Genomic DNA, 10,599 nt, shown 5'->3' with positions numbered 1-10,599 from the left:
GGTGGACGGGTCGCTGATGCTGGCGGCCGGCGTCCTCGGCCTGGCGGCCAACCTGGTGGGCCTGTGGCTGCTGCGGCCGGGGGCGGGGGAGAGCCTGAACGTCCGTGGCGCCTACCTCGAGGTGCTGGGCGACGCGCTCGGCTCCGTCGCCGTCATCGTGGCGGCGAGCGTCATCGCGCTCACCGGCTGGTACCTGGCCGACCCGCTCGCGTCCCTGGCCATCGCGGTGCTCATCGTCCCGCGCGCGGTCTCGCTGCTGCGCGACGTCGTCGAGGTGCTGCTCGAGTCCACGCCGCGCCACGTCGACCTCGACGAGCTGCGCGACCACATCGTCGGCACGGCCGGCGTCGCCGACGTCCACGACCTGCACGTCTGGACGATCACCTCGGGCATGCCGGTGATGTCGGCGCACGTGGTGGTGGCCGACGACGTGCGCGACCTCGACGAGGCCCACGCCGTGCTCGACCGGCTCCGCGGCTGCCTGGCCGACCACTTCGACGTCGAGCACTCGACGTTCCAGATCGAGCCCGCCGGACACCTCGGCACCGAGACCCACGTGCACCACTGAGGCGTGTCGCGACCCACGTCGGCCCTGATTTGTGTTCCACCGGCGACCTCTGTCAAGATAGTGCGGTTGCTCCGGCGGGAATCGCGGGGCGCCGTCGGCCGGCTGGCCAGTGTCCACCCCTCGGGGGTCCGGACGCGAAGGTCGCCCTGACGGTGTCGCGTCCCGCCCGATCCGAGAAGAAGTCGGGTCCGACGATCAAACTCGAGAAAGCGTGTCACTCACCGCCCTGCGGTCCGTGCGACACGCCCGACCTCGGGGGTCGTGCGGGCGAGCAGCCGATCGTCCCCGGCCCGGGGGCGGTCGAGGACAGGCAGGACGAAGAGAAGGTAAGGAAGCCCATGGCGGGACAAAAGATCCGCATCCGGCTCAAGGCCTACGACCACGAGGTGATCGACACCTCGGCGCGCAAGATCGTCGACACGGTCACGCGCACTGGTGCCAAGGTCGCGGGTCCGGTGCCTCTGCCCACGGAGAAGAACGTCTTCTGCGTCATTCGTTCGCCGCACAAGTACAAGGACAGCCGCGAGCACTTCGAGATGCGCACCCACAAGCGGCTCATCGACATCATCGATCCGACGCCCAAGACGGTCGACTCGCTCATGCGTCTCGACCTTCCTGCCGGCGTCGACATCGAGATCAAGCTCTGAGGATTGATGCGCTGATGAGCAACAAGCTGAGCCACCAGAAGGCAGACGTCCGCGGCCTCCTCGGTCGCAAGCTGGGCATGACCCAGGCCTGGACCGAGGACAACCGCGTCGTGCCGGTGACCGTCGTCGCCGCCGACACCAACGTCGTCACCCAGATCCGCACCCAGCCCGTCGACGGCTACGACGCCGTCCAGATCGGCTTCGGCGAGATCGACGGTCGCAAGGTCACCAAGCCGCGCGCCGGCCACTTCGCCAAGGCGGGCGTCACGCCCCGCCGGCACGTGGTCGAGATCCGCACCGACCGCACCGGCGACTTCGAGCTGGGCCAGGAGATCACCCCCGACGTGTTCGCCGGCGGCGACATCGTCGACGTCTCGGGCACCAGCAAGGGCAAGGGCTTCGCCGGAGTCATGAAGCGTCACGGCTTCCACGGCGTCGGCGCCTCCCACGGTGCCCACCGCAACCACCGCAAGCCGGGCTCGATCGGTGGCTGCGCCACCCCGGGTCGTGTCTTCAAGGGCATGCGCATGGCCGGTCGCATGGGTGCCGACACCGTCACCACACAGAGCCTGCAGATCCACTCGGTCGACGTGGAGAAGGGCCTCATCCTGATCAAGGGTGCGGTTCCCGGACCCAAGGGCGGCCTGCTCGTCATCCGCTCGAGCACGAAGAAGTCCGCGAAGGGGGCTGACCAGTGAGCGCCGTCTCCACCGTCGACGTCGACCTCCCCAAGGAGATCTTCGACGTCCAGGTGAACATCCCGTTGATCCACCAGGTCGTCGTGGCCCAGCAGGCCGCGGCCCGCCAGGGCACGCACGACACCAAGTCCCGCGGGGAGGTGTCCGGCGGTGGCAAGAAGCCCTACCGCCAGAAGGGCACCGGCCGCGCGCGCCAGGGCTCGATCCGTGCGCCCCAGTACGTCGGCGGTGGCACCGTCCACGGCCCGACGCCGCGCTCGTACGAGCAGAAGGTCCCCAAGAAGATGAAGGCCGCCGCCCTGCGCGGTGCTCTCTCCGACCGGGCCCGCACCGGCCGTCTGCACGTCGTCGAGACCTTCGGCATCGACGGTGCGCCGTCCACCAAGGCCGCCGTCGCCGCGCTGCAGAGCCTCACCACCCGCAACCGGGTGCTCGTGGTCCTCGACCGCGACGACCAGGTGACGCTGAAGAGCCTGCGCAACGTGCCGAACCTGCTCCTGCTGCCGGTCGACCAGCTGAACACCTACGACGTCGTCAAGAGCGACGACGTGGTCTTCACCAAGGCCGCCTACGACCTGTTCGTCACCACGCGCGCCACCTCCGGCGGCGAGACGGTCAAGCTGAGCGCCGCCGTCGTCGACTCCGAGGCCCCGCAGGCCGCGGCGCCGAGGAAGGCCGCCGCGACCAAGGCGCCGGCCAAGAAGGCGCCGGCCAAGAAGGCCGCGGCCAAGGCCGAGACGACCGAGAGCACCGAGACCGACGCCACCGAGGAGGACGCCAAGTGAGCACCCTGCACAAGGACCCGCGCGACGTGCTCCTCGCGCCGGTCGTCTCCGAGAAGAGCTACGGGCTGCTCGACGACAACAAGTACACGTTCGTCGTGCACCCCGACTCGAACAAGACCGAGATCAAGATCGCCGTGGAGACCATCTTCGGCGTCAAGGTCACCGCGGTGAACACGATCAACCGCAAGGGCAAGACGCGTCGCACCCGCAACGGCCAGGGCAAGCGCCCCGACACCAAGCGCGCGATCGTCAGCGTCGTCGAGGGCCAGAGCATCGACATCTTCTCCGCTCCGGGCGCCTGAGGCAGAGAGACCGAGGATCTGACACATGGCTATCCGCAAGTACAAGCCGACAACTCCGGGCCGTCGCGGCTCGTCCGTCGCCGACTTCGCCGAGATCACCCGCACGACGCCCGAGAAGTCCCTGGTGCGTCCGCTGCCCAAGAAGGGCGGCCGCAACAACCAGGGCCGGATCACGACGCGTCACCAGGGCGGTGGGCACAAGCGCGCCTACCGCATCATCGACTTCCGTCGCTACGACAAGGACGGCGTGCCGGCCAAGGTCGCTCACATCGAGTACGACCCCAACCGCACCGCTCGCATCGCGCTGCTGCACTACGCCGACGGCGAGAAGCGCTACATCGTTGCGCCTGAGGGCCTGCGCCAGGGCATGACGGTCGAGGCGGGCGCCGCGGCCGACATCAAGCCCGGCAACAACCTCCCGCTGCGCAACATCCCGGTCGGCACCACGATCCACGCGATCGAGCTGCGTCCGGGCGGCGGCGCCAAGATGGGCCGCTCCGCCGGAGCCAAGGTCCAGCTCGTCGCCAAGGAGGGCACCCGCGCCCAGTTGCGTCTCCCCTCGGGCGAGATGCGCTACGTGGACGTCCGCTGCCGCGCCAGCATCGGCGAGGTCGGCAACTCCGAGCAGGCCAACATCAACTGGGGCAAGGCCGGCCGCAACCGCTGGAAGGGCAAGCGCCCGACCGTCCGCGGTGTCGTGATGAACCCCGTCGACCACCCGCACGGTGGTGGAGAGGGCAAGACCTCCGGTGGTCGCCACCCGGTCTCGCCGTGGGGCAAGCCCGAGGGCCGTACGCGCAAGCGCAAGGCCAGTGACCAGCTGATCGTCCGTCGTCGCAAGACCGGCCGCTGAGGATAGGTAAGAGATGCCACGCAGTCTGAAGAAGGGCCCGTTCGTCGACGGGCACCTCACCAAGAAGGTCGACGCGCAGAACGACGCCGGCACCAAGCACGTGATCAAGACCTGGTCGCGCCGCTCGATGATCGTGCCGACCATGATCGGTCACACGATCGCGGTGCACGACGGCCGCAAGCACGTCCCGGTCTTCGTCACCGACGCGATGGTCGGGCACAAGCTCGGCGAGTTCGCGCCGACCCGCACCTTCCGCGGGCACGAGAAGGACGACCGAAAGGCCAGGAGGCGATGAGCACCATGGAGCGCAAGGGCGTGAGCGCCCGTCGCGAGAGCCTGCTGGGCGACCAGCCCGGCTCGTTCGCGGTCGCCCGCTACGTGCGGGTCACCCCGATGAAGGCACGACGCGTGGGCGACCTCGTCCGCGGCGTCGACGTCGAGTCGGCCCTGGCCCTGCTGAAGTTCGCGCCGCAGGCCGCGGCCGAGAACTTCTACAAGCTGGTCGACAGCGCCGCGGCGAACGCCGTGAGCACCGAGGGCCTGGACCGTTCGAGCCTGGTCGTCAGCATCGTGCGCGTCGACGAGGGCCCGACGATGAAGCGCTGGCGTCCCCGCGCCAAGGGTGCGGCCAACCGCATCCTCAAGCGCAGCAGCCACATCACCGTGGTCGTGCAGCCCGCCGACGTGGTCGGCGGCGCCGCAGCCGCGAAGAACTCCAAGAAGAAGGGCGGGAACCGCTAGTGGGACAGAAGATCAACCCGCACGGGTTCCGTCTGGGCATCTCCACCGACCACAAGAGCCGGTGGTACGCCGACAAGCTCTACAAGAGCTACGTCGGTGAGGACGTCCAGATCCGCAAGATGCTCACCAAGGGCATGGACCGCGCCGGCATCAGCCGCGTCGAGATCGAGCGCACCCGCGACCGCGTCCGTGTGGACATCCACACCGCGCGTCCGGGCATCGTCATCGGTCGCCGTGGCGCCGAGGCCGAGCGCATCCGTGGCGACCTCGAGAAGCTGACCGGCAAGCAGGTCCAGCTCAACATCCTCGAGGTCAAGAACCCCGAGATCGACGCCCAGCTCGTCGCGCAGGGCGTGGCCGAGCAGCTCGCCGGTCGTGTGCAGTTCCGCCGTGCCATGCGCAAGGCGATGCAGACGACCATGCGCAGCGGCGCCAAGGGCATCCGCATCCAGTGCTCCGGCCGTCTCGGCGGAGCGGAGATGTCGCGCTCGGAGTTCTACCGCGAGGGTCGCGTGCCCCTGCACACCCTGCGTGCGGACGTCGACTACGGCTTCTACGAGGCCAAGACCACCTTCGGCCGCATCGGCGTGAAGGTCTGGGTCTACAAGGGCGAGGTCGCGGGCACCCGCGCCGAGCGCGAGGCCCAGGCCGCCGCTCGTGCCGCTGCTCCCGGCCGCAACCGCTCCACCCGTGGTGGCGGCGCCGCGCGTCGTCCCGAGCGTGGCGAGCGCCCCGCACGCGGCGAGCGTCCCGCCCGCACCGACGCCCCGGCCACCGAGGCGCCCGCGACCGAGGCTCCGGCCGAGGCTGCGGCGGCTCCGGCCACGACCGGAACGGAGAGCTGACCATGCTCATCCCCCGCAGGGTGAAGCACCGCAAGCAGCACCACCCCACGCGCCGCGGCGCGGCCAAGGGCGGCACCGAGCTGGCCTTCGGCGACTTCGGCATCCAGGCCGTCGAGGCGCACTACGTGACGAACCGTCAGATCGAGTCCGCTCGTATCGCCATGACGCGTCACATCAAGCGTGGCGGCAAGGTGTGGATCAACATCTACCCCGACCGCCCGCTCACCAAGAAGCCCGCCGAGACCCGCATGGGCTCGGGCAAGGGCTCGCCCGAGTGGTGGATCGCGAACGTCAAGCCCGGACGCATCATGTTCGAGCTGTCGGGCGTCACCGAGCCCGTCGCCCGTGAGGCGATGCGCCGGGCGATCCACAAGCTGCCGATGAAGTGCAAGTTCGTGAGCCGCGAAGGGAGCGAGTTCTGATGGCGGACGTCACCACCGCGCACGAGCTGCGCGACCTCAGCGTCGACGACCTGGCCACCCGGCTGAAGGAGTCCAAGGAGGAGCTGTTCAACCTCCGGTTCCAGGCAGCCACCGGTCAGCTCGAGAACAACTCCCGGCTGCGCACCGTGAAGCGCGACATCGCGCGGATCTACACCGTGGTCCGTGAGCGCGAGCTCGGGATCCTGGTCCAGGGCGACGCCGAGGGCACCGCAGACGAGAAGAGCGAAGAGGCATGAGCGAGACCACCGAGAACGAGACCACCGAGCGCTCCGCGCGCAAGGTCCGTGAGGGCCTGGTCGTCAGCGACAAGATGGACAAGACCGTCGTCGTCGACGTCGAGGACCGCGTCAAGCACCCCCTCTACGGCAAGGTCCTGCGCCGCACCCGCAAGCTCAAGGCGCACGACGAGCAGAACGCTGCCGGCGTCGGCGACCGCGTCCTCATCATGGAGACGCGTCCGCTGTCGGCCACCAAGCGTTGGCGCCTCGTCGAGGTCGTCGAGAAGGCCAAGTAACCACCACCATCGAGTTCCGCCAGGCTCCCGGCCCAGCGTGGCCGGCGAGAACCAGTGAGACACAGGAGACATTTCGATGATCCAGCAGGAGTCGCGACTCAAGGTCGCCGACAACACCGGTGCGAAGGAGATCCTCTGCATCCGTGTGCTCGGGGGCTCCGGTCGCCGCTACGCGGGGATCGGCGACACCATCGTCGCCACCGTCAAGGACGCGATCCCCGGTGGCAACGTGAAGAAGGGTGACGTCGTCAAGGCCGTCGTCGTGCGCACCGTCAAGGAGCGCCGTCGTCCGGACGGTTCGTACATCCGCTTCGACGAGAACGCCGCCGTCATCCTCAAGCCGGACGGCGACCCGCGAGGGACCCGCATCTTCGGCCCCGTCGGGCGCGAGCTCCGCGACAAGCGGTTCATGCGCATCATCTCGCTCGCTCCGGAGGTGCTCTGAGATGGCAGTCAACATCCGCAAGGGTGACCAGGTCCGCGTCATCGCGGGCAACGACAAGGGTGTCGAGGGCAAGGTCATCGACGTCCTGCCCGAGGCCAGCCGCGTCATCGTCGAGGGCGTGAACCGGGTCAAGAAGCACACCCGTTCGGCCCAGGCCGGCGGCGCCGCGGGCAGCACCGGCGGCATCATCACCGCCGAGGCCCCCGTCCACATCAGCAACGTGGCGCTCGTGGTCGACAAGGACGGCACCAAGGTGACGTCCCGCATCGGCTTCCGCCGCGACGAGGTGCAGAAGAAGCGCCCCGACGGCACCACCTACACCGCGCACCGCAGCGTGCGCATCGCCAAGGCGACCGGGAAGGAGATCTGACCATGGCTGCAGAGACCACCGAGCGGGCAGTGCCCCGTCTCAAGACGCGCTACCGCGAGGAGATCCTCCCCGCCCTGCGCGAGGAGTTCTCCACCCCCAACGTCATGCAGGTCCCCGGTCTGACGAAGATCGTGGTCAACATGGGCGTCGGCGAGGCGGCTCGCGACTCCAAGCTCATCGACGGCGCGATCCGCGACCTCACGGCCATCACCGGCCAGAAGCCGCAGGTCACCAAGGCCCGCAAGTCGATCGCCCAGTTCAAGCTCCGCGAGGGCATGCCCATCGGCTGCCACGTGACGCTGCGCGGCGACCGCATGTGGGAGTTCCTGGACCGTCTGCTGACGCTGGCGCTGCCCCGAATCCGTGACTTCCGCGGGCTCTCGCCCAAGCAGTTCGACGGCCGCGGCAACTACACCTTCGGTCTGACCGAGCAGGTCATGTTCCACGAGATCGACCAGGACAAGATCGACCGCAGCCGTGGGATGGACATCACCGTCGTCACGACCGCCACGAACGACGAGGAGGGCCGGGCGCTGCTCACCCGGCTCGGCTTCCCGTACAAGGAGAACTGACGATGGCCAAGACAGGACTCAAGGTCAAGGCGGCCCGCAAGCCCAAGTTCGCGGTGCGCGGCTACACCCGCTGCCAGCGCTGCGGCCGACCCAAGTCGGTCTACCGCAAGTTCGGCCTCTGCCGCGTGTGCCTGAGGGAGATGGCCCACCGTGGCGAGCTCCCCGGCGTCACCAAGAGCAGCTGGTAACCACCGCTTTCGGCGAACGTTCGCCGGACTGATCGCCACAGGTCCGCACCCCGGTGCGGAAACCAGGGCAGGAAAGTGACACAAGACCCATGACGATGACTGATCCGATCGCGGACATGCTCACGCGTGTCCGCAACGGCAACCAGGCTTTCCACGACGACGTGAGCATGCCCTACAGCAAGCTCAAGCAGGGCGTCGCGGAGATCCTGAAGCAGGAGGGCTACATCACCGCGTTCTCGGTGGCGGAGCCCGAGGAGGGCCAGGTCGGCCGCACGCTGACCGTCACCCTCAAGTACGGACCCCATCGGGAGCGCTCGATCGCCGGCATCCGCCGCATCAGCAAGCCCGGCCTGCGGGTGTACGCGAAGTCGACCAACCTGCCCAAGGTGCTCGGCGGACTGGGCGTGGCGATCATCTCCACGTCCCAGGGCCTGCTCACCGACCGTCAGGCCAACCACAAGGGCGTTGGCGGGGAAGTCCTCGCCTACGTCTGGTGACGTAGAAGGACGAGGAGGAACCATGTCGCGCATCGGCAAGCTGCCAGTAACGGTCCCGTCCGGAGTGGACGTCACCATCGACGGTCAGCACGTGACCATCAAGGGTCCCAAGGGGGTGCTGTCGCACACCGTCGTCGAGCCGATCACCATCGGCCGCGCGGACGACGGCGCCGTCTCGGTGGTCCGTCCCAACGACGAGCGTCAGAGCAAGGCCCTGCACGGGCTCTCGCGCACGCTGGTCAACAACATGGTCATCGGTGTCACCGACGGCTACGAGAAGAAGCTCGAGCTGGTCGGCGTGGGCTACCGCGTGATCTCCAAGGGCCCGAACGCGATCGAGCTGAACCTCGGGTACAGCCACCCGATCGCCTTCGACGCCCCCGAGGGCATCACGTTCGTCGTCGAGAGCCCCACCAAGATGACGGTCCAGGGCATCGACAAGCAGCTCGTCGGCGAGGTCGCTGCCAACATCCGCAAGCTGCGCAAGCCCGAGCCCTACAAGGGCAAGGGCGTGCGGTACGCGGGCGAGCAGGTCCGTCGCAAGGTCGGAAAGGCTGGTAAGTGACCATGGCGATCGCACTCAAGCAGAACAAGCACACCGCGGCCCGTACCCGGACGCGTCTTCGTCGTCAGGTCCGGGGGCGCAAGCGCATCTCGGGCACGGCGGAGCGTCCGCGTCTCGTCGTCACCCGCTCGGCGCGTCACATCGTCGCCCAGGTCGTCAACGACCTGGAGGGTCGCACGCTCGCGTCGGCCTCGACGATGGAGGCCGACCTGCGCGGCGACGACGGCGACAAGAGCGCCAAGGCCCGCAAGGTCGGCGAGCTGCTGGCCGACCGTGCCAAGGCAGCCGGTGTCGACACGGTCGTCTTCGACCGCGCCGGCAACAAGTACGCCGGTCGCGTCGCGGCACTCGCCGACGGCGCCCGCGAGGGTGGTCTGACGTTCTGATGTCCGACCGCACCCAGCACACTTTCGACACGAGGAGTACACGATGAGCGGAGCGCAGCGTCGCGGAGGCGGCGGAGGCGGTCGTTCCGGCGGCCGTGGTGCCGAGAAGAGCGCGTACATCGAGCGCGTCGTCGCCATCAACCGCGTCGCCAAGGTCGTCAAGGGCGGCCGGCGGTTCAGCTTCACCGCGCTGGTGGTCGTCGGCGACGGCGACGGCATGGTCGGTATCGGCTACGGCAAGGCCAAGGAGGTGCCGACCGCGATCTCCAAGGGCGTGGAGGAGGCGAAGAAGTCCTTCTTCCGCGTGCCGCGGATCCAGGGCACCATCCCGCACCCCATCCAGGGTGAGAAGGCCGCCGGCGTCGTCATGCTCCGCCCCGCCGCTCCCGGTACCGGCGTCATCGCCGGTGGCCCGGTGCGCGCGGTCCTGGAGTGCGCCGGCATCCACGACGTGCTGAGCAAGTCGCTCGGCTCGTCCAACGCGATCAACATCGTGCACGCGACCGCGGCCGCCCTGCGCGGCCTGGAGTCGCCCGAGGACGTCGCGGCCCGCCGTGGCCTCCCGGTCGAGGACGTGGCGCCCCGTGCGCTGCTCAGGTCCGAAGCCGAGGGCACGCCGACCGAGGCTCCGGCTGGGGTGAACGTGTGATGGCACAGCTCCACATCCGCCAGACCAAGTCGCCCATCGGCCGCAAGCCGAACCAGCGCGAGACGCTGCGGACGCTCGGCCTCAAGCGCATCGGCGACACCGTCGTGCGCGAGGACCGTCCCGAGGTCCGCGGCATGATCCACACGGTCACCCACCTGATCGACGTCGAGGAGGTCGACTGACATGGCGCTCAAGCTCCACCACCTGCGCCCGGCCCCGGGTGCCAAGACCGCCAAGACCCGCGTGGGTCGAGGCGAGGCCAGCAAGGGCAAGACCGCCGGCCGCGGCACCAAGGGCACCAGTGCCCGCTACCAGGTCCCCCTCGGCTTCGAGGGTGGCCAGACGCCGCTCCACATGCGTCTGCCCAAGGTGAAGGGGTTCAAGAACCCCTTCCGCGTCGAGTTCCAGGTCGTCAACCTCGACCGCATCTCGAGCCTGTTCCCCGACGGCGGCGACATCGACGTCGACACCCTGGTCGCCAAGGGCGCCGTGCGCTCCGGGCTGCCGGTCAAGGTGCTCGGCGACGGCGAC

At 68.9% G+C, this 10,599-nt stretch carries 22 protein-coding genes; all 22 read left to right on the top strand.

Translation table 11 applies throughout. The features are described 5' to 3' along the window. Nucleotides 1-568, top strand: a 568-nt coding sequence (locus ACI6PP_RS21830; protein WP_421113827.1) for a cation diffusion facilitator family transporter, incomplete at its 5' end; no start/stop codon positions are given. A gap of 338 nt (nucleotides 569-906) precedes the next feature. Then, entirely contained in the window at nucleotides 907-1,215 is a 309-nt protein-coding gene (gene rpsJ, locus ACI6PP_RS21825) for a 30S ribosomal protein S10 (RefSeq protein WP_007078637.1), read from the top strand. 14 nt (nucleotides 1,216-1,229) lie between these two features. Further along, nucleotides 1,230-1,913 carry a 50S ribosomal protein L3 gene (gene rplC, locus ACI6PP_RS21820; RefSeq protein WP_421113826.1) on the top strand — a complete coding sequence of 228 codons (684 nt, stop codon included), beginning with the start codon at nucleotides 1,230-1,232 and terminating at the stop codon, nucleotides 1,911-1,913. Continuing rightward, nucleotides 1,910-2,698 carry a 50S ribosomal protein L4 gene (gene rplD, locus ACI6PP_RS21815; RefSeq protein WP_476712949.1) on the top strand — a complete coding sequence of 263 codons (789 nt, stop codon included), beginning with the start codon at nucleotides 1,910-1,912 and terminating at the stop codon, nucleotides 2,696-2,698. Before rplC ends, rplD begins: the two co-directional genes overlap by 4 nt. After that, nucleotides 2,695-3,000 (top strand): 50S ribosomal protein L23, encoded by a 306-nt coding sequence (gene rplW / locus ACI6PP_RS21810; protein ID WP_421113825.1) that lies wholly within the window; start codon nucleotides 2,695-2,697, stop codon nucleotides 2,998-3,000. Before rplD ends, rplW begins: the two co-directional genes overlap by 4 nt. Nucleotides 3,001-3,025: 25 nt before the next feature. Continuing rightward, nucleotides 3,026-3,853 (top strand): 50S ribosomal protein L2, encoded by an 828-nt coding sequence (rplB, locus tag ACI6PP_RS21805; RefSeq protein ID WP_421113824.1) that lies wholly within the window; start codon nucleotides 3,026-3,028, stop codon nucleotides 3,851-3,853. A gap of 13 nt (nucleotides 3,854-3,866) precedes the next feature. Next, complete coding sequence (rpsS, locus tag ACI6PP_RS21800) at nucleotides 3,867-4,148, top strand: 30S ribosomal protein S19 (RefSeq protein ID WP_421113822.1); 282 nt, start codon at nucleotides 3,867-3,869, stop codon at nucleotides 4,146-4,148. After that, nucleotides 4,145-4,594, top strand: coding sequence for a 50S ribosomal protein L22 (gene rplV / locus ACI6PP_RS21795; protein ID WP_421113821.1), 450 nt, complete (start codon nucleotides 4,145-4,147; stop codon nucleotides 4,592-4,594). The genes rpsS and rplV overlap by 4 nt, the downstream gene beginning before the upstream one ends. Then, the gene (rpsC, locus tag ACI6PP_RS21790; protein WP_421113820.1) at nucleotides 4,594-5,439 is read left to right on the top strand and encodes a 30S ribosomal protein S3; all 846 of its coding nucleotides are present in this window, start codon (nucleotides 4,594-4,596) and stop codon (nucleotides 5,437-5,439) included. The genes rplV and rpsC overlap by 1 nt, the downstream gene beginning before the upstream one ends. A gap of 2 nt (nucleotides 5,440-5,441) precedes the next feature. Further along, nucleotides 5,442-5,861 carry a 50S ribosomal protein L16 gene (rplP, locus tag ACI6PP_RS21785; protein WP_421113819.1) on the top strand — a complete coding sequence of 140 codons (420 nt, stop codon included), beginning with the start codon at nucleotides 5,442-5,444 and terminating at the stop codon, nucleotides 5,859-5,861. After that, complete coding sequence (gene rpmC, locus ACI6PP_RS21780) at nucleotides 5,861-6,118, top strand: 50S ribosomal protein L29 (RefSeq protein ID WP_421113818.1); 258 nt, start codon at nucleotides 5,861-5,863, stop codon at nucleotides 6,116-6,118. The genes rplP and rpmC overlap by 1 nt, the downstream gene beginning before the upstream one ends. Next, nucleotides 6,115-6,396, top strand: coding sequence for a 30S ribosomal protein S17 (gene rpsQ, locus ACI6PP_RS21775; protein WP_421113816.1), 282 nt, complete (start codon nucleotides 6,115-6,117; stop codon nucleotides 6,394-6,396). Before rpmC ends, rpsQ begins: the two co-directional genes overlap by 4 nt. 76 nt (nucleotides 6,397-6,472) lie before the next feature. Beyond that, a complete protein-coding gene (gene rplN / locus ACI6PP_RS21770) occupies nucleotides 6,473-6,841 on the top strand; it encodes a 50S ribosomal protein L14 (protein ID WP_421113815.1) in 369 nt (122 codons plus the stop codon). Nucleotide 6,842: 1 nt separating this feature from the next. Continuing rightward, nucleotides 6,843-7,211, top strand: coding sequence for a 50S ribosomal protein L24 (rplX, locus tag ACI6PP_RS21765; protein WP_421113814.1), 369 nt, complete (start codon nucleotides 6,843-6,845; stop codon nucleotides 7,209-7,211). A 2-nt stretch (nucleotides 7,212-7,213) separates the two neighbouring features. Beyond that, nucleotides 7,214-7,783, top strand: coding sequence for a 50S ribosomal protein L5 (gene rplE, locus ACI6PP_RS21760; protein WP_421113813.1), 570 nt, complete (start codon nucleotides 7,214-7,216; stop codon nucleotides 7,781-7,783). Between the two features lie 2 nt (nucleotides 7,784-7,785). Next, nucleotides 7,786-7,971 (top strand): type Z 30S ribosomal protein S14, encoded by a 186-nt coding sequence (locus tag ACI6PP_RS21755; protein WP_421113812.1) that lies wholly within the window; start codon nucleotides 7,786-7,788, stop codon nucleotides 7,969-7,971. Between the two features lie 89 nt (nucleotides 7,972-8,060). Further along, the gene (gene rpsH, locus ACI6PP_RS21750) at nucleotides 8,061-8,468 is read left to right on the top strand and encodes a 30S ribosomal protein S8 (RefSeq protein ID WP_421113811.1); all 408 of its coding nucleotides are present in this window, start codon (nucleotides 8,061-8,063) and stop codon (nucleotides 8,466-8,468) included. Between the two features lie 22 nt (nucleotides 8,469-8,490). Next, a complete protein-coding gene (rplF, locus tag ACI6PP_RS21745) occupies nucleotides 8,491-9,033 on the top strand; it encodes a 50S ribosomal protein L6 (RefSeq protein ID WP_421113810.1) in 543 nt (180 codons plus the stop codon). Between the two features lie 2 nt (nucleotides 9,034-9,035). After that, nucleotides 9,036-9,419 carry a 50S ribosomal protein L18 gene (gene rplR, locus ACI6PP_RS21740; RefSeq protein WP_421113809.1) on the top strand — a complete coding sequence of 128 codons (384 nt, stop codon included), beginning with the start codon at nucleotides 9,036-9,038 and terminating at the stop codon, nucleotides 9,417-9,419. 43 nt (nucleotides 9,420-9,462) lie between these two features. Beyond that, complete coding sequence (gene rpsE, locus ACI6PP_RS21735) at nucleotides 9,463-10,068, top strand: 30S ribosomal protein S5 (RefSeq protein WP_421113808.1); 606 nt, start codon at nucleotides 9,463-9,465, stop codon at nucleotides 10,066-10,068. After that, nucleotides 10,068-10,250, top strand: coding sequence for a 50S ribosomal protein L30 (gene rpmD, locus ACI6PP_RS21730; protein ID WP_421113807.1), 183 nt, complete (start codon nucleotides 10,068-10,070; stop codon nucleotides 10,248-10,250). Before rpsE ends, rpmD begins: the two co-directional genes overlap by 1 nt. Before the next feature lies 1 nt (nucleotide 10,251). Further along, the coding region (gene rplO / locus ACI6PP_RS21725) for a 50S ribosomal protein L15 (protein ID WP_421113806.1) at nucleotides 10,252-10,599 on the top strand (348 nt) is incomplete at its 3' end.

Origin of the sequence: Solicola agrisoli, assembly GCF_049059935.1 — a bacterium.
In the GTDB taxonomy this organism is placed as follows: domain Bacteria; phylum Actinomycetota; class Actinomycetes; order Propionibacteriales; family Nocardioidaceae; genus JAURVT01.
This window is presented reverse-complemented; position numbering and strand designations above follow the sequence as displayed.